Source organism: Mesorhizobium sp. M0678 (assembly GCF_040320505.1).
Lineage (GTDB): Bacteria > Pseudomonadota > Alphaproteobacteria > Rhizobiales > Rhizobiaceae > Mesorhizobium.
In genome coordinates, this window is the sequence record NZ_JAMYPT010000002.1 from 20,163 (window position 1) to 44,179 (window position 24,017).

The 24,017-nt window shown below is 63.5% G+C and carries 31 protein-coding genes and 1 tRNA gene; 19 read left to right on the top strand and 13 right to left on the bottom strand.

All coding sequences use genetic code 11. The features are described from left to right. The first annotated feature begins 3 nt into the window (after positions 1-3). The gene (locus NKI29_RS03475; RefSeq protein WP_352795567.1) at positions 4-837 is read left to right on the top strand and encodes an SMP-30/gluconolactonase/LRE family protein; all 834 of its coding nucleotides are present in this window, start codon (positions 4-6) and stop codon (positions 835-837) included. A gap of 26 nt (positions 838-863) precedes the next feature. Here NKI29_RS03475 and NKI29_RS03480 read toward each other — a convergent pair whose 3' ends face one another. Both NKI29_RS03480 and NKI29_RS03485 read right to left on the bottom strand, forming a co-directional pair. Beyond that, positions 864-1,205 (bottom strand): antibiotic biosynthesis monooxygenase family protein, encoded by a 342-nt coding sequence (locus NKI29_RS03480; protein WP_352725668.1) that lies wholly within the window; start codon positions 1,203-1,205, stop codon positions 864-866. Positions 1,206-1,291: 86 nt separating this feature from the next. After that, positions 1,292-1,810 carry an EF-hand domain-containing protein gene (locus NKI29_RS03485; RefSeq protein WP_352571830.1) on the bottom strand — a complete coding sequence of 173 codons (519 nt, stop codon included), beginning with the start codon at positions 1,808-1,810 and terminating at the stop codon, positions 1,292-1,294. 176 nt (positions 1,811-1,986) lie between these two features. Between NKI29_RS03485 and NKI29_RS03490 the strand changes: the two genes are divergently transcribed. After that, complete coding sequence (locus NKI29_RS03490) at positions 1,987-2,253, top strand: DUF3606 domain-containing protein (RefSeq protein WP_023677031.1); 267 nt, start codon at positions 1,987-1,989, stop codon at positions 2,251-2,253. A 33-nt stretch (positions 2,254-2,286) separates the two neighbouring features. On the opposite strand, the gene NKI29_RS03495 is transcribed toward NKI29_RS03490, so the two are convergent. Together NKI29_RS03495 and NKI29_RS03500 are read right to left on the bottom strand one after the other, a co-directional pair. After that, on the bottom strand, positions 2,287-2,835 hold the full coding sequence (locus NKI29_RS03495; protein ID WP_352795568.1) for a DNA-3-methyladenine glycosylase: 549 nt from the start codon (positions 2,833-2,835) through the stop codon (positions 2,287-2,289). A 94-nt stretch (positions 2,836-2,929) separates the two neighbouring features. Beyond that, positions 2,930-3,259, bottom strand: coding sequence for a hypothetical protein (locus NKI29_RS03500; RefSeq protein ID WP_352725664.1), 330 nt, complete (start codon positions 3,257-3,259; stop codon positions 2,930-2,932). 227 nt (positions 3,260-3,486) lie between these two features. Between NKI29_RS03500 and NKI29_RS03505 the strand changes: the two genes are divergently transcribed. The 3 genes from NKI29_RS03505 (at position 3,487) to NKI29_RS03515 (ending at position 5,748) form a co-directional block, all read left to right on the top strand. Further along, complete coding sequence (locus tag NKI29_RS03505; RefSeq protein WP_352795570.1) at positions 3,487-4,014, top strand: metallophosphoesterase; 528 nt, start codon at positions 3,487-3,489, stop codon at positions 4,012-4,014. Positions 4,015-4,064: 50 nt separating this feature from the next. Beyond that, positions 4,065-5,360: a cytochrome P450 gene (locus NKI29_RS03510; protein ID WP_352795571.1), complete on the top strand. Its 1,296-nt coding sequence runs from the start codon at positions 4,065-4,067 to the stop codon at positions 5,358-5,360. Between the two features lie 73 nt (positions 5,361-5,433). After that, complete coding sequence (locus NKI29_RS03515) at positions 5,434-5,748, top strand: hypothetical protein (protein WP_352795716.1); 315 nt, start codon at positions 5,434-5,436, stop codon at positions 5,746-5,748. 106 nt (positions 5,749-5,854) lie between these two features. Here NKI29_RS03515 and NKI29_RS03520 read toward each other — a convergent pair whose 3' ends face one another. Beyond that, a complete protein-coding gene (locus NKI29_RS03520; RefSeq protein WP_023677026.1) occupies positions 5,855-6,088 on the bottom strand; it encodes a hypothetical protein in 234 nt (77 codons plus the stop codon). A gap of 242 nt (positions 6,089-6,330) precedes the next feature. Between NKI29_RS03520 and NKI29_RS03525 the strand changes: the two genes are divergently transcribed. Beyond that, positions 6,331-8,283, top strand: a complete 1,953-nt coding sequence (locus NKI29_RS03525) for a type IIL restriction-modification enzyme MmeI (RefSeq protein WP_352795573.1) — start codon at positions 6,331-6,333, stop codon at positions 8,281-8,283. Next, on the top strand, positions 8,280-9,980 hold the full coding sequence (locus tag NKI29_RS03530; RefSeq protein WP_352795574.1) for a DNA methyltransferase family protein: 1,701 nt from the start codon (positions 8,280-8,282) through the stop codon (positions 9,978-9,980). Before NKI29_RS03525 ends, NKI29_RS03530 begins: the two co-directional genes overlap by 4 nt. 2 nt (positions 9,981-9,982) lie before the next feature. On the opposite strand, the gene NKI29_RS03535 is transcribed toward NKI29_RS03530, so the two are convergent. Then, positions 9,983-10,059 (bottom strand) — tRNA-Arg (locus NKI29_RS03535). A gap of 163 nt (positions 10,060-10,222) precedes the next feature. Further along, a complete protein-coding gene (locus tag NKI29_RS03540; RefSeq protein ID WP_352795576.1) occupies positions 10,223-11,143 on the bottom strand; it encodes a zinc-binding dehydrogenase in 921 nt (306 codons plus the stop codon). A gap of 201 nt (positions 11,144-11,344) precedes the next feature. On the opposite strand from NKI29_RS03540, the gene NKI29_RS03545 reads away from it, so the two are divergent. After that, on the top strand, positions 11,345-12,151 hold the full coding sequence (locus tag NKI29_RS03545; RefSeq protein ID WP_352795577.1) for an AraC family transcriptional regulator: 807 nt from the start codon (positions 11,345-11,347) through the stop codon (positions 12,149-12,151). Positions 12,152-12,184: 33 nt separating this feature from the next. Here NKI29_RS03545 and NKI29_RS03550 read toward each other — a convergent pair whose 3' ends face one another. After that, the gene (locus tag NKI29_RS03550) at positions 12,185-13,075 is read right to left on the bottom strand and encodes a D-alanyl-D-alanine carboxypeptidase family protein (protein WP_352795578.1); all 891 of its coding nucleotides are present in this window, start codon (positions 13,073-13,075) and stop codon (positions 12,185-12,187) included. Positions 13,076-13,284: 209 nt separating this feature from the next. On the opposite strand from NKI29_RS03550, the gene NKI29_RS03555 reads away from it, so the two are divergent. From NKI29_RS03555 to NKI29_RS03570, 4 genes are all read left to right on the top strand, one after another. Next, on the top strand, positions 13,285-14,391 hold the full coding sequence (locus tag NKI29_RS03555) for a hypothetical protein (RefSeq protein WP_352795579.1): 1,107 nt from the start codon (positions 13,285-13,287) through the stop codon (positions 14,389-14,391). Positions 14,392-14,467: 76 nt separating this feature from the next. Next, positions 14,468-15,088, top strand: coding sequence for a nucleoside triphosphate hydrolase (locus tag NKI29_RS03560; RefSeq protein WP_352449496.1), 621 nt, complete (start codon positions 14,468-14,470; stop codon positions 15,086-15,088). A 70-nt stretch (positions 15,089-15,158) separates the two neighbouring features. Beyond that, positions 15,159-15,419, top strand: coding sequence for a hypothetical protein (locus NKI29_RS03565; RefSeq protein WP_352750554.1), 261 nt, complete (start codon positions 15,159-15,161; stop codon positions 15,417-15,419). Further along, on the top strand, positions 15,406-15,534 hold the full coding sequence (locus NKI29_RS03570) for a hypothetical protein (protein WP_302893450.1): 129 nt from the start codon (positions 15,406-15,408) through the stop codon (positions 15,532-15,534). The genes NKI29_RS03565 and NKI29_RS03570 overlap by 14 nt, the downstream gene beginning before the upstream one ends. A 21-nt stretch (positions 15,535-15,555) precedes the next feature. On the opposite strand, the gene NKI29_RS03575 is transcribed toward NKI29_RS03570, so the two are convergent. The 3 genes from NKI29_RS03575 to NKI29_RS03585 all read right to left on the bottom strand — a co-directional run bounded on the left by NKI29_RS03575 (position 15,556) and on the right by NKI29_RS03585 (position 17,864). Further along, positions 15,556-16,260, bottom strand: coding sequence for a glutathione S-transferase family protein (locus NKI29_RS03575; protein WP_352588686.1), 705 nt, complete (start codon positions 16,258-16,260; stop codon positions 15,556-15,558). 136 nt (positions 16,261-16,396) lie between these two features. Continuing rightward, complete coding sequence (locus NKI29_RS03580) at positions 16,397-17,605, bottom strand: beta-ketoacyl-[acyl-carrier-protein] synthase family protein (protein WP_023677014.1); 1,209 nt, start codon at positions 17,603-17,605, stop codon at positions 16,397-16,399. Between the two features lie 4 nt (positions 17,606-17,609). Then, entirely contained in the window at positions 17,610-17,864 is a 255-nt protein-coding gene (locus tag NKI29_RS03585) for an acyl carrier protein (RefSeq protein ID WP_023677013.1), read from the bottom strand. A gap of 202 nt (positions 17,865-18,066) precedes the next feature. Here NKI29_RS03585 and NKI29_RS03590 point away from each other — a divergent pair, with 202 nt between their 5' ends. From NKI29_RS03590 to NKI29_RS03610, 5 genes are read left to right on the top strand one after another with little or no spacing between them, the layout of a single operon-like run. Next, the gene (locus NKI29_RS03590) at positions 18,067-18,909 is read left to right on the top strand and encodes an urease accessory protein UreD (RefSeq protein WP_023677012.1); all 843 of its coding nucleotides are present in this window, start codon (positions 18,067-18,069) and stop codon (positions 18,907-18,909) included. A gap of 28 nt (positions 18,910-18,937) precedes the next feature. Then, positions 18,938-19,240, top strand: a complete 303-nt coding sequence (locus NKI29_RS03595) for an urease subunit gamma (RefSeq protein ID WP_023677011.1) — start codon at positions 18,938-18,940, stop codon at positions 19,238-19,240. A gap of 19 nt (positions 19,241-19,259) precedes the next feature. Next, complete coding sequence (locus NKI29_RS03600; protein WP_023677010.1) at positions 19,260-19,517, top strand: DUF1272 domain-containing protein; 258 nt, start codon at positions 19,260-19,262, stop codon at positions 19,515-19,517. Positions 19,518-19,545: 28 nt separating this feature from the next. Next, positions 19,546-20,139, top strand: coding sequence for a HupE/UreJ family protein (locus tag NKI29_RS03605; RefSeq protein WP_352795701.1), 594 nt, complete (start codon positions 19,546-19,548; stop codon positions 20,137-20,139). A gap of 7 nt (positions 20,140-20,146) precedes the next feature. Beyond that, positions 20,147-20,452 carry an urease subunit beta gene (locus tag NKI29_RS03610; RefSeq protein WP_023677008.1) on the top strand — a complete coding sequence of 102 codons (306 nt, stop codon included), beginning with the start codon at positions 20,147-20,149 and terminating at the stop codon, positions 20,450-20,452. Between the two features lie 26 nt (positions 20,453-20,478). On the opposite strand, the gene NKI29_RS03615 is transcribed toward NKI29_RS03610, so the two are convergent. Beyond that, positions 20,479-20,973, bottom strand: a complete 495-nt coding sequence (locus NKI29_RS03615) for a hypothetical protein (protein WP_023677007.1) — start codon at positions 20,971-20,973, stop codon at positions 20,479-20,481. 126 nt (positions 20,974-21,099) lie between these two features. After that, a complete protein-coding gene (locus NKI29_RS03620) occupies positions 21,100-21,483 on the bottom strand; it encodes a hypothetical protein (protein ID WP_023677006.1) in 384 nt (127 codons plus the stop codon). Between the two features lie 179 nt (positions 21,484-21,662). Between NKI29_RS03620 and ureC the strand changes: the two genes are divergently transcribed. Both ureC and NKI29_RS03630 read left to right on the top strand, forming a co-directional pair. Continuing rightward, a complete protein-coding gene (ureC, locus tag NKI29_RS03625) occupies positions 21,663-23,375 on the top strand; it encodes an urease subunit alpha (RefSeq protein ID WP_031211834.1) in 1,713 nt (570 codons plus the stop codon). A gap of 47 nt (positions 23,376-23,422) precedes the next feature. After that, positions 23,423-24,016 carry a hypothetical protein gene (locus NKI29_RS03630; protein WP_023677004.1) on the top strand — a complete coding sequence of 198 codons (594 nt, stop codon included), beginning with the start codon at positions 23,423-23,425 and terminating at the stop codon, positions 24,014-24,016. Position 24,017 lies beyond the last annotated feature (1 nt).

Genomic DNA, 24,017 nt, shown 5'->3' on the forward strand with positions numbered 1-24,017 from the left:
CGCATGGCAAAGCCGTTGCTCGAAATGCCGGCCGCGAGGGTCTTCTTCGATGGCATCTTCACCAGCCCGCGCGTTGCCCATCCGGAAGGCGTGGCCATCCATCGCGACGGCTCGATCTGGTGCGGCACCGAAACCGGCGACCTGCTGCGCTTGGCCGCCGATGGCGGCTCGGTCGAACGCATGGGCGGTACGGAGGGCTTTCTGCTCGGCATCGCCTTCGATAGCGCGGACAACTGCTTCGCGTGCGATCTCAGACATGCGGCGATCTTTCGCTGGGATGCCGCGACGGCTGGTATGACGCGCTTCGCCTCGGCCGGCATCCGCGTGCCGAACTATCCGATCGTCGACGAGACACGCGGCTGGCTCTACGTGTCGGACAGCGTAGGCGAAGACAACCGCTCCGGCATCTTTCGCTACGATTTGAAGACCGGCGAAGGCGGCCTGTGGTGCAGCGAGACCATGGCCTTCGCCAACGGCATGGCGATGGCGCCGGGTGGCGATGGGCTTTACGTCGTGGAAAGCCATGCGGCCTGCCTCAGCTATGTGCCGATCCTTGCCGACGGCACGGCAGGGTCTCGCCAGCTCGTCGTGGAGGGCGTGAACAACGTTCCCGATGGCGTCGCCTTGGCGCCGGACGGTTCGCTGTTCATCTCATGCTACGAGCCGAGCCGCATCTATCGCTGGCGAAAGGATAGCGGGCTCGAGGTGCTGATCGAGGATCCGGCGGCAACGACGCTCGCCCACCCAACCAACATTGCCTTCAAGGACGACAAGCTCTACACCGCAAATCTCGGCCGCTGGCACATCACCGAAATCGACTTGACGGCGATTTCTTAGATCGGGCCGAACCGGGCGGCGCTGCCCTATCCCAGCCGCCCGTGACTGGAGCGGATGCGCAGCACCTGCACCTGTGACGGCAACTCGATCAGGAACTCTTCGTCCCGCTCGAGATGGTGGATTTTCGTCGGATCGCCGCCGGTGAACGCCGCCATCGCCTCGATAGTCTCCCAATAGGAAATCGTCACGAATTCCGAATGGGTCGGCGTGTCCTCGCGAAAGGTCTGCACGCCCAGCGCCTTCTCGATCAGCGGCTTGATGCCGGCCTTGTAATTGTAACTCTCATAGGCGTCTGCCTTTTCAGGCACGGTTCTGCCGCGCCAGATACGAGCGATGGTCGGGGTTTTCTCCGTAGCTTTCGCTGTCATGGTCAACGAATTCCTGCTGGTCTGATTGGTCCGCGGCGTTCGGCAAGGCCAGCCCCAGACAGGCCTCCTTGCCGACCGTAGGAGACTTACTCCTGATCCTCGGCGCCTCCTCCATGGAAGAAGGATCGGATTTCCTGCATGTCGACGCTACCGTCACCGTTCTCATCGACGGCGTTGAATATTCGCCCGACGAAATCCTGGACTTCGCTTTGAGAAACCGCGCCATCGCCGTCCGCATCTACTATGGCGAACATCATGCGCATCCTCGCGCCATGCATCCCGCGTGCAATGCCACCGCGGCCTCCCATCTCCCAACCTCGGTCAGGCGGGCCCATCCTGTAGCCACGATGCCAGCGGTCGGGACCTCGCCGTTCTGCCCGGGGCGCGCGATCTTCCTGCATTCTCTCCTCCAGCATCTCAGTCATCATCTGGCGCATCATTTCGCGCATGGCATCCTGGCTCTGCCCGCTCATTCCGGGCGACGGTTCGGCGCCACGATCCGGTGCCGGCGCGGCGGGCGCAGGTGGGCTCGTCTGGCCGAATGCCGGCGCGGCCAACATGGCCAGCGCCGCGGCAATTGCAGTGGTTTTGCTTGCGAGCGTCATCGTATTCTCCATCGGTATGAATTGGAGGCTGAACGTGTCTGCATCCAAGCCAAACCGGCTGCTCGCCTCATGGTTCCTGGGCAGTCGGCACGGCGGCGGAAAAGTCCGCCTGATCGCGGCAACGAAAGCGGCTCACCCACGTTGCCGTTGATGCAAAGCTCCATCAGGAGGAAAAAATGGCCGACGATAAGAGCAAGCGAGATTTCCGCGAGCGCGACCGCGTTTCTACGGAAGACGACCGTGAAGTCGAGTATTTTGCCCAACAGAACGGCATCACCGCCGACCAGGTCCGTCAGTTGATCAAAAGCTTCGGCAATGATCGCGGCCGGCTGACCGTAGCCGCGAAGGCGTTGCGAGGGATTTCACCTGCCGGAGCCGACGAGGTGACCAGGGAAGCCCGCCAGCAGGCGACACCTATGCATCTCGGCAAACCCGACGAGTGATGCCGGGCAACTGCTCTGCCGCTGCCGCGGGCATCAGAACTTGCGGCTCAAATAGTCCGAGCCGCGCAGGCCGAACCGCCACTCGGCATCGACAGCCTTGGAAATGCCGATCCGGCGGCCTGTTAGAACGGCGCTGGCGTCGCCCGGCTGCCTGAATTCGGATGGCGGCACGTCCAGCGGCAGCCCGTCATGGGATTTGTCGATTGCCAGCGCCTGGCAAAGACGACCCGGTCCCGAACAAAGCAGCCGCGGATCGTCAACGCCGCGATTGGCCCGCATCACCTCCAGCCCGGATTGCGGTTCGATTGCGCGGACAAGCACGGCACTGCCGGGCAGGCAGACGGCATTGAGGCACCAATGCAGGCCATAGGAGCGATAGACATACGCGCTGCCCGGGGCACCGAACATTGCGCCGTTGCGCACGGTCCTGCCACCGAAAGCATGCGAAGCCGGGTCATCCGGGCGATAGGCCTCGGTCTCGACGATGACGCCGCCAACGCCGTGCACAAGCAGCGTGGCGCCGATCATGTCGCGCGCCACGGTGGTGGCGTCACGGGCAAAGAATTGATGGGTGGTGGTCATTGTGCAGCAGACTCGGTCGCGCCTGAACCTGACGCGACAACAAGGTTCCGGACCGGACACAAAATGTCCAGCCGCAGCGCTCGGATGAAGATATTCAGCGCAGCACGGCTGCGCCGATGAAAACCGCCGCGGCCAGCACGACGATGGCGGCAATCACCATGACTGGCCCATATCTGCTCGGTTGGACGTCGGGCTCATCCTTCAGCGGGCGCATCGCATTGGCATAGCTCGCCTGGTTGGTAAACTTCGGCGTTTCATGGCGCGCGGCAGGGCTCTTCGGCGGAGCGTTGCCGGCGGATTCCGCGTCCGTTTCCATGGGAGCCGCAGCCGGATCGATGCCCGGGGTCTTGTCCCCTTCGCGCCCGGCGTCGATATCGCCCCGCGCCTGAGCCGGGCTTCGCCCAAGAGGTGCTGCGTCGGTCATCGTCGAGGTCCTTTCAGAGCATCGGCGTCAAGCATTCTAACCTGCGTCTCATTTCAAAGTTCCCCCGTTTCAAAGTTCCCCCGTTTCAAAGTGCCAACGAGCGAAAACCGCCTAGGCCTGCTTCCAGGAACAACCGGCGATCGAGCGGGTTGAGCAAGCATCGGGAGAGCAACATGGACTTGGTGCGCCACGCGCCCAGATCGGCAGTTCGAAACAGGCTCCAGCGCATGATCTACTTCACCGCCGACACGCATTTCAGCGACCCGCGCATTTTGCGCATCGACCGCCGCCCGTTCGGCTCGCTGGCGGAACATGATCGGGCGCTCATTGCGTTCTGGAACGAGATTGTCGGACCGGACGACGAGGTCTGGCATCTCGGCGATTTTGCCAGGGGATCGGCCACGTTCGTGTCGTCGCTTCTGGCGTCTCTTCATGGCAGCAAGCATTTGATCATCGGCAACAACGATGCTGCGGCCACCATCGAGGCCACAGGTTGGGCGAGCACGCAGCACTACAAGGAGCTGGCGCTCGACGGCAGCCTGCTGATCCTTTGCCACTACCCTTTTCGCACCTGGAACCAGATCGGCAGGAAATCGATCGACCTGCATGGCCATTCCCACGGCAGGCTGACCCCGGTCACGCGTCAGTATGACGTCGGCGTCGACAGCTGGGATTTTCGTCCGGTCACGCTGACCACCATTCTTGCCAGCCGCGGCCGAAGGGCGGCGCGGCAAAGCCGTCAAAAAGTCGTGTGATCGAAAGTGCCGGCCGTGCGTTGAGGAATTTCAACGCCAGGGAGCACGCCATGAACAGACGTGAACTGATCGATGCCGACGGCGGCAATCATGCCGCAAAACCCATTCCGCGCGCCGCGTTCGATAGCACCTTGGCCCTGCTGCGCGAAGGCTATGACTTCATTTCGGCCCGCTGCCGGCGCATGAACACCGACATCTTTGCCACGCGCCTGATGCTGCGGCCGGCAATCTGCGTCCGCGGTGCCGAGGCTGCCGAGATGTTTTATGGCGGCGACCACTTCACCCGAATTGGTGCGATGCCGCAGACCACGCTGCGTCTGCTGCAGGACAAGGGCAGCGTCCAGGCGCTCGACGGCGCCGCTCACCGCCACCGCAAGGCGCTTTTCCTGTCGATCCTGTTGGATGGTGACCAGATCGAGCGGCTCCGCGCAACCTTCCGTCGCGCCTGGCTCGACCGGCTGGAAGACTGGCAGCGGCGTGACGAGATCGTCCTGTTCGACGCCGTAAACCTCGTCCTGACCCATGCGGCAGCGGATTGGGCCGGCATCCCGGCCGACAAGGATCGCGCCGAACTCTGCCGCGAGCTCAGCGGCATGGTCGAGAACGCCGGCGGCATTGGGCCGTCGACCATGCTGGCGCTGTGGCGGCGACGCCGGACCGAACGCACTATCGGCGAGCTTGTACGGCGCGTTCGAAGCGGCGCGCTTGATTTGCCGGCAAACAGCCCGGTCCGCCTGGTCAGCGAATATGTCGATGCCGAGGGAATGCCGCTCGATCTTGCCAGTGCTGCGGTCGAGATCATCAACATCATCCGGCCCGTCGTCGCCATCGGCCGCTTCATCATGTTCGCGGCGCTGGCGCTTCACCAGCACCGCCAATGGCACGACAAGTTCGCGACCGGCGACGACGACGGGCTGGAAGCCTTCGCCGAGGAGGTTCGCCGGCTCTATCCGTTCTTCCCGTTCATCGGCGGCCGCGCGCGCCACCCGTTCGAATGGAAGGGCTACCGTTTCCACCAAGGCGACTGGGTTGTGCTCGACCTGCACGGCACCAACCATGATCCGCGCCTGTTTGCCGAGCCGGACCGGTTTATCCCCGAGCGCGGCCTGAGCTGGAAAACGCACGGCTTCGACTTCATCCCGCATGGCGGCGGAGATCCGGCGACCACCCATCGCTGCCCCGGCGAAGCCGTCACCGTCGCGCTGATCATGGAAGCGGTTCGCCTGCTGACGCGGTCGATGGTCTACCAGGTGCCCGACCAGGATATGACGGTCTCGCTCGCACGCATGCCGGCGCGGCCGAAATCCGGGTTCAGGATAGCAAAAGTGCGGCGAAAACCCGGCTGAAACGTTGCCGGCCGCAACCGGAACCTCTGCGCAGCTGAGGCGTTCGAAATTGCAAGGCGTAAAGGCACCTGCAATGGCTCAGAAGATTACGACAGGCGCGAATGACCGGCCGCGCAATGAAACCATCGGCCAATCCGGCGAAGGCCTGCCGGACGACAGCAGCAGGCCGCTCGAGGTCGACGAAGGCTGGGTCGCCCGGCTGAGAAGCAAGCTGCAGGGCAAGCCCCGGCAAGCCGGTCAGACCAACACGGACGAAGTGCCCGCAGGCACTCCAGGCGCTGGCGAGAATATTTGCCGCCGCTGTGCAGGGTCAGGCATGATCGACGGCCGCACCTGCCCCGAATGCGGCGGAACCGGCAAGGTGACGACGCCGATAGGCGGAGGCTGAGCAATTCCAGGAAAAGTGTGAAGCGGTTTTCCGTCCGGTATTTGCGTCAAACAATACGATAGACCGGTTCTGCGTTTCCGCGGAACGATGAACCGTCCAGCGCCGGTCAGATCGCCGGCACCCACTTCCAGAACACGCCTTCCTTGCGTTCGGGGTAGTGCTTGAACTCGCATTCGAAGCGCCAGCCGTAGTTCTTGGCGGTGGCAAGCGCCTCCTTGCTGACCGGGTTCATGCCCGTCCCCGGCGCGAACCAGTCCTCCAGCAAGTCGTCGGGTATGTAGGCGCCGATCCTCAAAGGCAGCTTTTCGAGGACGACATCCATTTCGGGTGGTGCAGGCACGGGGGCGCTCCGTTCGAGATCTGTTGACGAAGAAGTCGTTGGAGGCCGGTTGGTTCCAGATCGCTGAGGTCGAAGGTGAGCGTGATGGGGGTCGCTCGCACCGGTTTATTGGTGAATTCGGGCAGGGTCACCCAAAAGTTGACTGGCTGAGCCGAGAGGCTCTCGGGGAAGTTCGCTTACAGTCCGAGTCAGTACGTGCACGACAAGATTCATCACCCCCATAGTCATCTTTCGCATTGTCTTTGTGGGCCACGTTCGAATATTTATCTGGCATGGGGGAACGGCCAGACAACCTAGCCAAACTTGATGCGCTGATTGCTGCGGGTTCGCAGTCCGGCGGGTCGGAGCTTGCCAACTATCAGCTCTTCGTCATCGGTCTGTGCGAGGCGCTTGGGCTTGAGCGTCCGAACATGGCGCAGGAACAGAACCACCTGAACGACTATGTCTTTGAGCGCCGGGTGGATTTCAAGCATCCTGACGGCACTCGCTCTGCAGGGCGGATCGACTGCTATCGGCGTGGCTGTTTCATCCTCGAAGCCAAGCAGTCGGGTAAACGCCGGGCTGCAAAGGTCGATACCAGCCAGTTACTCTTGATCCCGGAGGACGCCACTCACCGCAAGCCCGGCCAAGCCAAACGCGGTACTCGCGGATGGGACCAAGTGATGCTCGCCGCTCGCAAGCAAGCAGAGGACTACTCACGTGCGCTGCCGGTCGAACACGGTTACCCGCCCTTCCTGCTCGTGGTCGATGTAGGCCACGTGATCGAGGTCTATGCCGACTTCTCCGGTCAGGGGAAGAACTATGCACATTTCCCCGACCGCCAGACATATCGCATCAGTATGGACGATCTTCGCGACAGTAAGATTCAGACACGCCTACGAGCGATCTGGACCGATCCGCTTTCGCTCGACCCGACGCGCATATCGGCTGAGGTCACGCGCGATATCGCAGAACGCCTAGCCAAGATTGCCAAGCGGCTTGAAGGCAAGCACGACGCCAAAGACGTGGCGGAGTTCCTGATGCGTTGCCTGTTCACAATGTTCGCTGAGGACGTGAACCTCATTCCAGAGAAAGGCTTTCAGAAGCTCCTCGGTCAGATGAAGGACACGCCAGAGCATTTTGTGTCTGCGCTGGAGAGCCTTTGGGCAGTCATGGACACGGGCGGCTACGCGCCCCACCTCAACGCCACCTTAAAGAGGTTCAACGGCTCGCTTTTCAAGAAGCGTTCTGCCCTTTCACTAGACAAGGACGATGTCAACGAGTTGTGGATCGCGGCGAGCAAGGACTGGTCGGATGTCGAGCCTGCAATCTTCGGCACATTGCTTGAGCGGGCCTTGGACAGCCGTGAACGCTCCAAGCTCGGCGCGCACTACACCCCGCGCGCCTATGTCGAACGATTGGTGGTGCCAACGATCATCGAGCCGTTACGTGCCGACTGGGCGATCGTGCAGGGGCAGGTGAAGGAGTTGCGCGACAAGGGCGACCACGCCGGGGCCCTGGCGGCAGTGAAGGCGTATCACCACAAGCTCTGCACGACACGCGTCCTGGACCCGGCCTGTGGCACTGGCAACTTCCTCTATGTCAGCCTCGAATTGATGAAGCGCCTCGAAGGCGAGGTGCTGGAGGCGCTGGACGATCTTGGCGAGGACCAGGCTCGCTTCGCCATGGAAGGGGAAACGGTTAACCCGCGCCAGTTCTACGGGCTGGAGCTTAATCGGCGTGCAGTTCCCATCGCCGATCTCGTACTCTGGATCGGTTATCTGAAGTGGCAGCTCAAGACCGCCGGTCTCAGCTCGATCACCGAACCGATCCTGCACGCCTATGGCACCATCACCCAGCAGGACGCCGTCATCGTGTATGATCGGCAGGAGCTGTTGCGGGATGCCACCGGACGCCCCTTGTCGCGCTGGGATGGCGTGACCAGAAAGCTGCACCCGATCATGGGCGAGGAAATCCCCGACTCGGACGCGCAAGTTCCGCTCTACACCTATGTGAACCCTAAGCGCGCGCCATGGCCCGAGGTCGAGTTCATCGTCGGTAACCCGCCGTTCATCGGCGGCAAAGATATGCGCGCCGAGCTTGGCGACGGTTACGCCGAAGCCTGTTGGGCGGCACGCCCACATATTTCGGGTGGAGCCGATTTCGTGATGCACTTCTGGACGAGGCGGCGACCCGGCTTTTGCGGAGGCCGATGAAGGGCCATACGAACCCGCTGAGGCGCTTCGGCTTCATCACTACCAACTCCATCACCCAGATCTTCTCCCGTCGTGTCATTGAGCACCACATGACTGCAAAGGAGCGACTATCGCTGGTCTTCGCCGTGCCGAACCACCCATGGATGAAGGCATCCGATAAGGCTGCTGTACGTATTGCGATGACAGTCGCGGAGAAAGGTGAGCACGAGGGCATTCTGGCCGAGGTCGTGACGGAGGCGGGGCTGAACACCGACACGCCTCAGGTTGGGTTAGAGAAGCGCGGAGGCAAGGTTCGGCCGAACCTTGCCATTGGTGCAGACGTAGGATCTGTTCACGTGCTTCTTGCGAACAGGCGACTTGCGTTTCGGGGTGTGTGTGTAGGAGGTGATGGCTTCTTCCTAAAAGACGCGCGTCAAGCACATCAGCTTGCATCCAGCGCGCCGAACATTGTTCGCGAAATTCGCAACGGTCGCGACTTCGCTCACAGACCTAGTCCGCGCTGGGCGATTGACGCTTACGGTTTCAATGAGGCCACGCTTCGGGACAGCCACCCGCATCTCTATCAGCATCTGCTATTGAACGTTCGTGAATCCCGCCAACTCAGCCAGCGCGCCTCATATCGCGATCTTTGGTGGGTGTTCATGGAACCTCGGCCTGAGCTTCGTGAGGCCGTGACCGATTTGCGTCGTTATTTTGTTTCGCCAATGACTGCGAAGCATAGGTATTTTGTGGCCGTTGAGAAGGAACACATCTCTGATCAGGGGTTGATTTGCGTAGCCAGCGATCGAGCGGAAGTGCTGGCCGTCCTTTCTTCACGATGCCACTTAGTATGGGCGTTGGCTCGCGGCGGTTTTCTCGGCGTGGGGAATGATCCACGCTACAACAACTCGCTTATATTCCTTCCCCTTGCGTTTCCAATCTCGGTCGATCCAAAGCTGACGCACAAAGATCCGCTGTTCGCCCAACAGGAGCGCCTCCGCGAACTCGGTGAACGGCTCGACAACTTCCGCAAAGATCGGCTGGCCGAACACTCGTTCATGACAATGACAGGCCTTTACAACGCGCTGGAACGGCAGCGTGAGCTGGAGAATGGCTGCGATGTGCCTCGGCTGACCGACGCCGAGCGCGATATACAGAACGCGGGCTTGATTTCTATCCTGAAGGAAATCCATGACGACATCGACCGTGCCGTGCTCTCGGCCTATGGCTGGGAGGACTTGATCTCGGAACTAGTCGGAAAGCCCGGTGCCACGCTCCCGTCACCATGCAAGACCGAAGCGCAGGAACAGGCCGAAGAGGAGTTGCTGACTCGGCTTGTCGCGCTCAATCACGAGCGTGCGGTGGAGGAAAAACGCGGTCTCGTCCGTTGGCTGCGCCCCGGCTACCAGATACCGAAGCTGGGCGTGAAAGCGCCGAAGGTGGAAGGCGAGCATGTGGGAATGCTCGACATCGTACCTGGTCCCTCGGACAAGCTGAAGTGGCCTTCCGACGGACTTGAGCAGATCAGGCTAGTTCGCGACATCCTTGCTAAGGCCCCCGCACCCACGATGCCAGACGTGATAGCCGCTGAATTCGATGGCAAGAATACCGCCAAGCGCAAGGACCGAATCGGGCAGGTCTTGGAGACATTGGTGGCGACCGGGCTGGCGCGCATGGGCGAGCTTAATGGTCAACGCAGGTACTTCTTGCCAAGATAATTTGGCGCACCCGACAGGATTCGAACCTGTGACCTCTGCCTTCGGAGGGCAGCGCTCTATCCAGCTGAGCTACGGGTGCCTTCAGGATCGGTGATCCCAAAAACGAACCAGCCGGTAAACCGGCCAGCCACGGCTTCTTAGCGGAAGCAGGCGCCGGCTTCAACGGGCAATCGCCAGCGGGCTCAAGTTGCCGTAGCAGCCCGGGGGAGACAGACACCGTCCCGTCCGGCACCACCGCCTGCTCATTCGGTCACGGTAAGCACTGCCTTGCCGCTGATGCTGCGCTGCCGCAGCGCGTCGAGGGCCCGGCCGACGTCCCGCCACGGCACGGTAAGGACTACCCGCGTTTCGAGCCGGCCGGCTGCGATCAGCGCGAGCAGCGAGGCGATGTCGGCGCCAACCTCCGGACCGGAAGCGTAGTAGGCGAAGGTCTGCAGTCGCGCGCCTTCGTGACCCGGAACGAACTGGCGGAAGCCGACGGGCGTGAGTTCGCCGCTGCTCGAGCCGAACATGACGACGGTCCCGCCGGGCGCGATCCGTTCGATCGCGTGGGCGAGGCTATCGCCGCCCACCGATTCGGTAATCAGCGAGAACAGTCCTTCGGCCAGCTCGATCGTTTCGACGACCCGCTCGGCTCCGAGGCCGCGGAGATCCGCGGCATGACGGGCAGCGGCGACCGCCACCACCGACGCGCCCTGCTGGCGGGCGATCTGGATCTGGAAACGGCCGACCGCGCCGCTGGCGCCGGTAATCAGCACCCGCTGGCCGGCCAGGTCGCCGCCGAGGCGCAGGGTGCGCAGCGCGGTCGTGCCCGCGACCGGAACAGTGGCGGCGGAGACGAAGCTGACGTCGTCCGGCAGGACGGCGAGGTGGTCGGTCGGAACGGCAACCCGTTCGGCCCACCCGGCCTCGTCGACCAGAGCCGCAACCCGGGCGCCGACGGCCGGCCCGGAGCCGTCGGCCGCGGCGCGCTCGACAATTCCGGCGACGTCCTGGCCAGGCGCCCAGCCGTTCGGACGGATGTTGAGCAGGCGCAGTTCGCCGCGGTTCAGCGAGACTGCCCGGACCGAGACCAGCGCCTCATGCGGGGCGGGCTCGGGCTCACCAAGCTCGGCGAGCCGCAACCCGGTGGCGCTGTCGGAAGATGTGACCAAGGCGAGCATTGGTATCGTCCCTTCTTGCTGCGTGGCGGACGCCAGCCTGTTTCGTGCGTCGGGCTTGTTGGTCCGACGTTCAGAACGCAAGCAGGGCATGACTAAATGGAAGCCCGCCTGTCGGCTTCTGAGTTACTCATCCCTAAACTATCGACTTTCCCGTTTGGGTAATTTAGATATCTTGGCAATCGATCGCTAAAATCGGTCAATATGAGACAGCCTCTCCGCTACCCCTGGCCTTTCGATCCGGATGATGTCCTCGCCCCGGCAATCGCCGTGCGCGTTGACGTTACCGAAACCAGGGCGGAGGTGCCGGACCACCACCACCGCAAAGGGCAACTCGTCTTCGCGCTGGGCGGTGGCGTCACATGTCGCGTCCCCAGCGGCCTGTGGATGGTGCCGCCGCATTGCGCGGTGTGGATTCCCGGCGACATGGAGCACAGCAATATCGCGACCGCCAATGCCCGGATTTTCTTCGTCTATATCGAACCGGGAGCTACCGACCTGCCGGACCGGTGCTGCACGCTTTCGATCACGCCGTTGCTGCGCGAGCTCATCATCGAGCTGACGGATCGCGTTGAGGACGATGACGCGAGGGGCGAGCTCCTGACCAGGGCTCTGCTCACCGAACTGCCGCGCATGCCTGTCCAGCAGCTGCATTTGCCGATCTCGTCCGAGCCGCGCTTGAGGCGCATCGCGGCGGCGCTGGCGCAAGATCCTGCCGATCGCAGCACCCTGGCGGAATGGGCCAGTCGCGCCGCGCTCAGCGAGAGCAGTCTCGCACGTCTCGTGGTAAAGGAAACAGGGCTGACCTTCGGGCGCTGGCGCCAGCAACTGCATCTGATCGTCGCAATGCGCGAACTGGCCTCCGGCGCCAGCGTGCAGCAGGTTTCGGCCGATCTCGGTTACGAATCGGTCACCGCCTTCATCACCATGTTCAAGAAAGCGCTTGGCAAGCCGCCGGCAAAGTATCTCAGCAGTGTCGCGCAAAACGGCGGCTCTGCGTTTGTCGCCTGAACCCGCACGCGGTCAACACTCGGACTTCAACTGTCACTGCTCCTCGGCATACAGCAGCCGCGTCTTTGCCTCGGAGGTTGGCAACAGGCTGCGCTGGATCAGCGCCTCGACGTGGTCGTTGCGCTGGCGCGCGCTGTCGGCGCCCATCACCACGACGATCAGCCTGTGCCCGTCCGCATTATAGGAGGTGACGATGTTGAAGCCCGAAGCCCTGATGTAGCCGGTCTTGATGCCGTCGACGCCGCGCACCCGGCCGAGCATGTCGTTGTGGCCGCGCACCAGCCTGCCGCGGAACATGAAGTCGCTTTCAGAGAAATAGTGGAAATGCTGCGGGAAGCGGGCGTGCAGCGCCATGCCGAGCACCGCCATGTCGCGCGCGCTGGTGTGCTGGTCGCCGTCCGGCAGGCCCGAGGCGTTGCGGAAAACGGTGCTGCTCATGCCGATCTGGCGCGCCTTGGCGGTCATCATGCCGGCGAACGCCTGTTCGCTGCCGCCGAGATATTCGGCAACGGCGACCGCCACGTCATTGGCCGATTTGACGACGACGGCGCGGATCGCCGAATCGACGTCGATGGTCTCGCCGCGCCTGAACCGCAGCTTGGTCGGCGGCTGCCGGGCGGCGTTGTCCGACACCGGGATTTGCGTCTCCTTGCTGATGCGGCCCTGGTCCAGCGCCTCGAACAGGAGGTAGAGCGTCATCATCTTGGTCAGTGACGCCGGATAACGCGGCGCCGTCGAATTGACCTCAAACAGCGTCTTGCCGGTGCCGGCATCGATGACCATGGCGGCATATTTCTGCGGCGGCGCCGGTACCGCCAGCACGCTGTCGGGCGGCGTGACAGTCGTGCAGCCGGCAGCAAACAACAGCAGCGCCAGCACAGCGACGCATTTGTGGATGGACGAAAAGAACCGGAAGGCGGACAAGTCAGTTCCGAAGGCAGGCAGTTTCTGAGACGAGGCGAAGCTATCTTAACGCAAAGGCACAGTCCATTTGGTTAATATCGGTCTGGCCCTCGAACGGTGCCCTGTCCACAGGCCGACGTGGCGCCGCCTGATGTGAATTGCCGGCCACCGCGCTTGCGCAACCGGCGGCGAGTGGGCTTTGCTGGCGCCGGCAGAATCGGTAGGTGCACATGGATGCGGTCACGATCACGGCAAAGGGCATTTCGGTATCGGTCGATCTTGCCGTCGGCCATCTCGCCGACATGGCGGTCGATATCGATGGCCATCGGCTGAAGCCGCTGCATCGCGCACCCTGGGTCGGCGAGCCGCGCGAGATGCTGCCGAAAGACCTGCCTGAAGGGACGGTCCACCTGTCCGGCGATTTCCTCTGCGCGCCGTTCTCGATCAGCGACGTCGAAGCGGCACCTTTGCATGGCTGGCCGGCAAATAGTCGCTGGGACGTCGTCGACAGCGCGGCAACGGCCGACGGCTGGCGCGCCGTCTTCCGCCTGCAGCGCCCGGTCATGGGCGCAACCGTCGACAAGATCCTGACCTTGCGCGACGATCATCCCTTTCTCTATCAGGAGCACGTCTTTTCCGGCGGCGCCGGCGCCATTCCCGTCGCCCACCATCCGATGACGGTGATGACGGCCGGCGGCAGGCTGGCCTTCTCGCCGAAGCGCTTTGCCGCGACGCCCAACGAGGCGCCGGAGCCCGATCCGGCCCGCGGCCGCTCGTTGCTCGCCTACCCGGCGCGAACCGCCGACCTGACGCGCTTTCCCGCCGCCAACGGCGGCACGATTGACCTGACCACCTATCGCATGGACCAGCTGCGTGAGGACTTCGTGACGCTGGTCGAGGCCGATCATGGCGGGCCGGGCTGGACCGCGCTGGCGCGCCAGGCGGAAGCCGATCTCGTGCTGGTGCTGAAGAACCCGGCCGAACTGCCGGTCACCATGCTGTGGGTCAGCAATGGCGGGCGCGATTATGCGCCATGGAGTGGCCGCCACCGCGGCGTGCTCGGCATCGAGGACGGCCGCACGGCCGTCGGCCACGCCGCATCGCTCGGCGACAATTGGCTGAAGCGCGAAGGCGTGGCGACCGCCTTTGCCCTTTCCGAAGGGCGCCGCTTTTCGTTCCGCCATGTCATCGGCGCACTGCCATGGCCATCCGGCGAGCCGCCGCACGACGTCACGACCTCGCCGGGCCGCATGCGCATCCTGGCGGCTGACGGTGCCGTGCGCGACATCGCCTTCGACAGCGATTTCCTGCGGATCGGTCAATCCAGGCCCGATTGAAGGCTTGGCACAATCCGGCGTTTGAAATTTTCGAAAACTGCCGCCAAAATGCGCCAGAACCACCGTAAGGGGGCCAATGTCAGAAATCGCCCATATCGCTGCTGCCATTTTCAAGCGCGCCGGCAAGGCGCCGCGCTTCATCGTTGCCATTGCCGGTCCGCCCGGCGCCGGCAAGTCGACATTGTCGACAGGCTTGCACGACCTGCTGCCGGAAGGCACGGCGGAAGTCGTGCCGATGGATGGCTTCCATTACGATGACGTCGTTCTCGATCGACGCGGCCTTCGCGCGCGAAAAGGTGCTCCGGAAACCTTTGATTTTGCCGGCTTCGAAGCGCTGCTGAAGCGCATCCGCGCCGGCGAGCCGGATATCGCCATCCCGGTCTTCGACCGCAGCATGGAGCTGTCGCGCGCCGCCGCTGCGATTGTCGCCGCCGACACCAAATTCATTCTGGTCGAAGGCAATTATCTGCTGCTCGACGAGGAACCCTGGACGCGGCTGGCGCCGCTGTTCGACTTCTCGATCTTCGTCGATGTGCCGCGCGCCGAGCTCGAGCGCCGACTGCTGGCGCGATGGCACGAGCACGGCCGCTCCGACGAGGATGCGCGCGCCTGGATCGCCTCTAACGATATGCCGAACATCGACCGCGTGCTTGCCCGTCGGCGGCCCGCCGACCTGGTGGTCGGCGACCTGGCCTGACTTGCAAGGAACCGCCCGGCCGGAACCTTGACAGTTTCAGGCCGTTATCCCGGATACGGCAATTGTGCCCATGAGGGAACCGTTCGATGGAAACCATGGCAAGAAAGCCTGCGCCCGCCAAGGGCAGGGCAACACGATCAAAAGCCACTCGAGTGAAAACCAGCGCCGGCCCGGCAGCGGCGGCCCGCTCCAAGGATGCGGCAAAGCCCAGCTTTGGCAAGGCGGCGCCGAAAAAGGTGATGCCTGCCGCGGCCAAAGCCGCTGCACCCAAGCCCAAAAGATCGGCAAGCAGCAGAGGATCGATCGCAGGCAGCGCAATGCGCACTGTTAAAGCAACGGCCAATGTCGCCGCCGGTGCCGTGCTTGCCACCGCCAAAGGTGCGGCGTCGCTTGCTGCTTCCGTAGTCGGCAAGGGCGGCTCAAAACCCCGGACCAAGGCAAAATAGCCGAGCGGAATCGATGTAAGATCAGCTTCTGGCCGGAATGGTGAGGCCCCTCTGCACCGCCGGCCGGGCGAGGCCACGCTCCAGCCATGCGCCCACGCTGGGGAAATCGTCGAAACCGACGAGTTCCCGCGCCTCGTAGAAGCCGATCAGATTGCGCACCCACCCAAGCATCGAAATATCGGCGATGGTGTAATCGTCGCCCATGATCCAGCTGCGGCCCTTGAGCCTCGTTTCGAGGACGCCGATCAGCCGTCGCGACTCGTCGCGATAACGTTCCAGCGGGCGCTTGTCGGCGATTTCGCGCCCAGCGAATTTGTGGAAGAATCCGACTTGGCCGAACATCGGCCCGATCGAAGCCATCTGGAAGAACACCCACTGGATCGTCTCATAACGCAGCGTCGCGTCTGCCGGCACCAGCTTGCCGGTCTTGTCGCTGAGGTAAAGCAGGATGGCGCCGGATTCGAACAAGCCGATCGGCTTGCCGCTCGGGCCGTCCGGATCGATCATCGCCGGTATCTTGCCGTTCGGGTTCAAAGACAGGAATTCCGGGGTCCAGCTCTCGTTCTTGCCGAGATCGACGGCATGCGGCTCGTAAGGCAGGCCAAGTTCCTCCAGCGCGATCGATATCTTCACCCCGTTCGGCGTCGGAAACGAATAAAGCTGGATGCGGTCGGGGTGGCTCGCCGGCCAGCGCCTAGCAATCGGAAACGCGGACAGATCGGTCATCGAAACTCCTGGTAGGAGACCGCGCCGAGCGGCACGGTCATGGCGGGTCGCAGAGAGTTAGGCGCGACGCCTGGCGCGATCAATATGCGCATGGAAAGTTTCGCCGGCCCCGGTGAAGGACCCGCAAGGGGTGCGGTCACACGGCCCTGACCGCCAGCACCGCATTGGTGCCGCCGAAGGCGAAGCTGTTGCTGATCGCGGTGCGCACGGTGCGTTCGCGCGCCACGTTCGGCGTGATGTCGAGATCGCAGTCGGCGTCGGCTTCCCGATAATTGGCGGTCGGCGGCACGATGCCTTCGCGGATCGCCATCACGCAGGCGATCATTTCCAGCGCGCCGGAGGCGCCGAGGCAGTGGGCGTGCATCGATTTGGTCGAGGACACCGAAAGCTTGTAGGCATGGTCGCCGAACACGCGTTTGATCGCCGCCGTCTCGATCTGATCGTTGGCCTTGGTGCCGGTGCCATGCGCGTTGAGATAGTCGACGTCCTCGGGATTGAGCCCGGCATCGACGAGGCAGAAGCGCATCGCCGCCTCAGGCCCTTCGATGGTTGGCGCGACGATATCGGAGGCGTCGGCGGAAAGGCCGACGCCGGCGATTTCGGCAAGGATGGCGGCGCCGCGCGCCATGGCATGCTCATATGTTTCCAGCACCACCATGCCGGCGCCTTCGCCGAGCACGAGCCCCTGGCGGTCGGCCGAAAACGGCCGGCAGGTGTCCGGCGACAGCACCCGCAGGGCCTCCCAGCCCTTGAGGATGCCCCAGACCAGCGGCGCATCGGTGCCGCCGGCGACCATGACGTCGGCCCGGCCGAGCCTGATCTGATCGACCGCCGAGGCAATGGCGTGGTTGGATGACGAGCAGGCAGAGGTGATGCCGAACACCGGCCCGCGCAGACCAAGATTCATGCTGACATGGCCGGCTGCAGCGCCCGGCATTACTTTCGGGACGGTGAAGATGCCGGCGCGGTTCTTGCCTTCGAGCAGGATGGCGCGATAGTTCTCTTCGATTGCCTCCCAGCCGCAGACGCCGACGCCGACGATGGTGCCCATCCGGTAGGTGTTGGCCGCGTGCGGGTTCAATCCCGCCTGCTGTGCCGCCTCCCGCGCGGCGATCGTCGCCAGAAGGCTGAAGCGGTCCATCGACACGACCTGCTTGCGGTCGATGCCGTGCTCGGGAAGCGCCTTGATTTCGCAGCCGACCTTGACCTTCAGATCATGCAGCAGCGGATTGTCGATCGCGCCGATTGCCGAACGGCCGGCGCGCATTTCATTCCAGATTGCCGGTGCATTGGTGCCGAGCCCGCATAATCCGCCGATGCCCGTGATGACGACGCGCTTGTGCATTCAGTCAGGCTTTTTTCGCGATCAGCGCGCGAACCGCCTCGACCATGTCGCCGACATTCTTCAGATTGCTCCAGGCATCGACAGTGTTCATCTCGATTTCGATGCCATACTCTTCCTCGAGATCGAAGATGATCTCCGTCAGTTCCAGCGAATGGATGCCGAGGGCGGTCAGTTCGGTACTGGTGGTGATTTCCTCGCCGCCCGGCTCGGCATGAGCCTTGATCTTGGCGATGATATCGTTTGCCAGCTGGTCAGCCATTCGGTTTCTTCCCCAACTCTGTCGTTTCCCGACGCCAACTGATCAGCGCCCCTTTTGTCCTCGATTACGTCGTCATCGTCGCCTTTTACCCCCGCCAGGCGCCGGTGACCGTACCAAGGTGGCTCCCTCTATAGAAACCGAAACGCTGTCAAGCAACAAGCTATATATCGACAAAGCCGCCGCAGTGCTTAACGTTGGTGTCGTGGATACGATCGCATATAGCTTGACTTCAGTGCCGCCGGCCCAGCGTGTTGCCGGCGTCGCGCGGCTTGGCTGCGACTGGAACGGAGGCCGCACGCGTCTTCGGCGTCTGTACCAGGACGGTTCGGCCAAGATCCGCATGCCGGCGGTCTCGGCCGATCCGCTCGAAGCCGTCCTGATCAACACCGCCGGTGGGCTGACCGGTGGCGACCGTCTCGCCTGGGAGGTCGATGTCGGTGCCGGCGCCTCCGCAACCATAACAACGCAGGCCTGCGAGAAAATCTATCGCGCCGCATCCGACCGCGCCGAAGTGCGGGTGCAGCTGACTGTCGGAGAAGACGGCCACATTGCCTGGCTGCCACAGGAAACCATCGTCTTCGACCGCTCGGCCTTTGCCCGCAGCCTTGACGTGGAGCTTGCCACCGGAGCCGAGGCGCTGATCCTGGAGGCTACCGTCTTCGGCCGCCTGGCCATGGGTGAACGGGCTTCGCAAGGCCATTTCCACGACCGCTGGCGCGTCCGCCAGGACGGGGCGCTGGTCCATGCAGAGGAGTTCCGCATCGGGCCGGACATTGCGGCCACCTTGAACCGTCCCGCAGCGGCCGGCGGTGCCGTCGCCGTGGCGACGCTGCTGATGGTGTCGCCACGGGCAGAGGCTTTGCTCGAGCCGGCCCGGGGCATAGTCGGCGGCCAGGGCGGCGTCAGTTTCTGGAGCGTGCGGAAATCTGGCAAGCTTCTTGCGAGGCTGTTCGCTGAGGACGGCTACCAGCTCCGCAAGCGGCTGGTGCCGCTTGTCGAATTGCTCAACGGACGGGCGGGCCTGCCCAAATTATGGTCACTCTGATTTCGATTGTGCCACCGCAGGAAAAAGCATGAATCTGACGCCGAGGGAGAAAGACAAGCTGCTGATCGCCATGGCGGCGATCGTGGCCCGCAAGCGGCTCGAACGCGGCGTCAAGCTCAATCATCCGGAAGCGATCGCGCTGATCACCGATTTCGTCGTCGAGGGTGCCCGCGACGGCCGCGCGGTCGCCGAGCTGATGGAGGCCGGCGCCCATGTCGTCACCCGGGCCCAGGTGATGGAAGGCATTGCAGAAATGATCCACGATGTGCAGGTCGAGGCGACGTTTCCAGACGGCACCAAGCTGGTGACCGTGCACGAGCCGATCAGATAACACCGCCAAGGAGAGGAAAATGCTTGAGCTGCGTCCCAACTGCGAGTGCTGCGACAAGGATCTGCCGCCCGATGCGACGGATGCGGTGATCTGCACCTTCGAATGCACCTTTTGCGCCGACTGCGCACAAAACGTGCTCGGCGGCGCCTGTCCGAATTGCGGCGGCAACTTCTCGGCCCGCCCGATCCGTCCGGCAGCGCTGCTGAAGAAATATCCGGCCTCCACCAAGCGCGTCCTCAAGGCAGAGAGCTGCGCTCCGGCCCGCAAGGCGGCGTGAGAGGTAGTCGAAGATGGAAGCTACGCCGATGATCCCCGCTACGATGAAACGCTCAACGCTGTCGGCGATCCTGCTGCTGGCGGCAGCAATGCCAGCCTATGCCCATGTCGGCGCCGGCACGGTTTGGTCCTTCACCGCCGGCTTCTCCCACCCGCTCTCCGGCCTCGATCACATGACGGCGATGATTGCCGTCGGGCTATGGGCCGCGCTCAAGGGCGACAAAGCGACCTGGGCATGGCCGCTGGCCTTCGTAAGCGTCATGCTGGCCGGCGGCGTGCTCGGCATGCTGCATGTGCCGATGCCTTTCGTCGAGCCGGCGATACTGGCGTCCGTCGTGGCACTCGGGCTGCTGGTTGCGCTCGCCGTCGATCTTCCTGTCTCGGCCGGCGTCGCCGTCATCGGCCTGTTCGCGCTGTTCCACGGCTATGCCCATGGCGCCGAGGTGCCTGAGAATGTCGGCGGACTCGGCTATATGGCGGGCTTTGCCGTTGCCACGGCATTGCTCCACGCCGTCGGCATCGCGGCCGGTCTCGGCCTCGGCTGGCGCTTCCGCGGGCTTGCCCGCGCCGCTGGCGCCGCTTGTGCCGCGATTGGCGCCGGCCTCGCTTTCGGCGTCGTGTGAGGCCGCGATGATCCCCGGCGAAATCATCACGGCAAGCGGCGAGATCGAACTGAACAAGGGTCTGGCGACGGTCACCTTGAAGGTAGCCAACAGCGGCGACCGGCCGATCCAGGTAGGCAGCCATTATCATTTCTTCGAGACCAATGAGGGACTGAGATTCGATCGCGACAAGGCCCGCGGCATGCGCCTCGACATCGCTGCCGGCACCGCCATGCGCTTCGAGCCCGGCCAAGAGCGCGACGTTACCCTGGTGCCGTTCGGCGGCAAGCGCGAGGTCTACGGATTTCAGCAGAAGATCATGGGCGCGCTGTGAGATCGAAGGCGTCGAGCAGTTTCGGCTCAGCCGGGCGGCTTGGCCGCCGCATAGATGACGACCTTTCCCGGATCGTCGAATTCCACCGCCAGAACGTCCTCGGTTTGCACTCGCCGCGAATCGATGGCGTTGAACAGCAATGCGTTCGCCTCGATCTCCTTGCGCAGCTCGGCGATGTCGTCCCGATGCTGCCTGACCTTGTTTTCGATCGCCGGCGGCGGGCCGCCTTCGGTGCGCGCGGCATCGGTAAGAAACACGATATCGACCTTGTCGAGCTTGGATGTCTTGCGCACGGCGGCGATGTTTTCACGCGTGCGGTCGATCGCCGAACTGACCTTGCCGGCTTCCGCATTTGTCTGGGTCTCTTCCTGGCCGACCTCCGAGCCGACGATCCGGTTGACGGTCTCGGCGCTGTCGAGGCTCTGCGCGTTCAGCGCGGCGTGCGGAATGCTGGCTGCCAGAAACGCGGTCGCGGCAATCCCATGCAGCCATCTGGTGTCGGAGAAGGTGGTGATCGCCATCGCTCGTTCTCAGGGTCCTTTTCGAGGCTCGTGTCAGGGCGACAGGACCGAAACGTAACGTCCCCCGTGAAGGTTCCCTTTGCGATGCGGCGGGCTGGCCGGGCGCCGGCCCGCCGCCTCGCCTCGTCAGCTCGCTTTCTTGGTGATCAGCGTCAGCGCGCCATTGGTGCTCATGCTGGCGGCGATCACCTGCGCCGAGGTGAGCCCCTTGGCTTCGAGCGCGGATTTGACCTGCGGTGTCGCGTCGATCGAGCCGCGCAGTTTCTGCAGGTCGGCATCGCTGCGCTTGGCGATCACCTCGTTGACCTTGGCTTGAGTGTCCGCGGGCAGATCCTTGATATCGACGACGTTGATCGCCTGGATGGTGGGCGCCTGCGGCTGCGCCCCGGGCGCGGCAGGAGCAGGCGCAGCCGGCGCCGGACTGGGCTGCTGCGCAGGCTGTTGCTGGGCGCTGGCGGCGGTTGCGAGCACCAGCGTGGCGGCGGCTGCCAGAAGGGTCGTTTTGCGCATGGATGTTCCTTTCCATCGATTGGCAAATGGTCGTTTTGGGGTGGCCCGGCCACCTCAAACGCTAAATGGGATCGGAAAGTGTCGCTCAGCGGGTCATTGCGTGACCATAGGATGGCGGCAATGTGGGGCCCGGCTTCGACAAGCGGTATTTCCGGGCTGTATTTCGGGAGCAATTGCTGATGGCTAAAATCACCCGCGCCGCCTACGCGCAGATGTACGGCCCGACCGTCGGCGACAAGGTCCGGCTCGCCGACACCGAGCTGTTCATCGAGGTCGAAAGGGATCTCACTCTTCACGGCGAGGAGGTGAAGTTCGGCGGCGGCAAGGTCATCCGCGACGGCATGGGCCAGAGCCAGGTGTCGCGCGCGCAAGGCGCGGTCGACACCGTCATCACCAATGCGTTGGTCGTCGATGCCACCGCCGGTATCGTCAAGGCAGATATCGGCCTCAGGGACGGCCGTATCGCCGCGATCGGCAAGGCCGGCAATCCGGATACCCAAGGCGGCGTCACCATCATCATCGGTCCCGGCACCGAGATCATCGCCGGCGAGGGGAAGATCCTGACCGCCGGCGGCTTCGACGCGCATATCCATTTCATCTGCCCGCAGCAGATCGAGGAAGCGCTGATGTCGGGCATCACCACCATGCTCGGCGGCGGCACCGGCCCGGCGCACGGCACGCTGGCCACCACCTGCACGCCTGGGCCGTGGCATCTGGCGCGCATGATCCAGTCTTTCGACGCCTTCCCGATGAATATCGGCCTGTCGGGCAAGGGCAACGCGTCGCTGCCTGCCGCGCTCGAGGAGATGGTGCTCGCCGGCGCCTGCTCGCTGAAGCTGCACGAGGACTGGGGCACGACGCCGGCTGCAATCGACTGCTGCCTGTCGGTCGCCGACGATTACGACGTGCAGGTGATGATCCACACCGACACGCTGAACGAGTCCGGCTTCGTCGAAAACACGGTCGCGGCGATCAAGGGCCGCACCATCCATGCCTTCCACACCGAAGGCGCCGGCGGCGGCCACGCGCCTGATATCATCAAGGTCTGCGGCCTGCCTAACGTCATTCCGTCCTCGACCAACCCGACACGCCCCTACACGATCAACACGCTGGCCGAACACCTCGACATGCTGATGGTCTGTCACCATCTGTCGCCGTCGATCCCCGAAGATATCGCCTTTGCCGAAAGCCGCATCCGCAAGGAAACCATCGCCGCCGAAGACATTCTGCACGACATCGGCGCCTTCTCGATCATCTCGTCGGACAGCCAGGCCATGGGCCGTGTCGGCGAAGTGGCGATCCGCTGCTGGCAGACCGCCGACAAGATGAAGCGCCAGCGCGGTTCGCTGCCGCAGGAGACCGGCGACAACGACAATTTCCGCGTCCGCCGCTACATCGCCAAATACACCATCAATCCGGCCATCGCGCATGGCCTGTCGAAGGACATCGGCTCGGTGGCGGTGGGAAAACGCGCCGACCTCGTGCTGTGGAATCCGGCCTTTTTCGGCGTCAAGCCGGACATGGTGCTGATCGGCGGCATGATCGCCGCCGCCCCGATGGGCGATCCCAACGCCTCGATCCCGACGCCGCAGCCGATGCATTACCGGCCGATGTTCGGGGCCTACGGCAAGGCGATGACCAATTCGTCGGTGACCTTCGTTTCGAAGGCCGCGCTCGACGCAGGCCTGCGCGGCAGGCTCGGCGTCGACAAGCAGATGGTCGCGGTCGAAAACACCCGCGGCGGCATCGGCAAGCATTCGATGGTGCTCAATGACGCCACGCCGCATGTCGAGGTCGACCCCGAAACCTATGAGGTCCGCGCCGACGGCGAACTCCTGACCTGCGAGCCGGCTACCGTGCTGCCGATGGCGCAACGCTACTTCCTGTTCTGAACCATAGGCGTTAGAACGACCGATGTAGAACATGCCGCGCCAGGCTTATGGACCCGCAACTCCCCTACGCCCACGACATTTTCCCGCATATCCGCATCGTCCTGGGCATGGTGATCGGCCTCGGCGTCACCCGCCTGCTGTCGGGGGTCGCCCGCATCGTCCAGCATCCCGGCCAATACCGGCTCTATCCCGTGCACCTCGCCTGGGTTGCGTCGGTGCTTTTAATGCTGGTGCATTTCTGGTGGTGGGAGTTCGGCCTGTTCCAGATCGAGAATTGGACCTTCGGCAAATACCTGTTCATCATCTTCTACGCCGTCACGCTGTTCCTGCTCTGCGCACTGCTGTTTCCGGATTCGATGCTGGACTACACCAGCTATGAGGATTTCTTTTATTCGCGCCGGGCCTGGTTCTTCGGCCTGCTGGCGGCGACCTATCTGCTCGACGTGATCGATACGCTGCTGAAAGGGCCGGAGCATTTCGCCCATTTTGGCGTCGAATATCTGATCCGCACGCCGGTTTTCGTCGCGCTTTGCGTCATTGCGATCCTGCTGCGCGACCGCCGCTTTCACATCGCCTTTGTCGCCGGCGCGCTCGTCTATCAGATATCGTTCATCCTGCGGCTCTTCGACACGATCGTCTGAG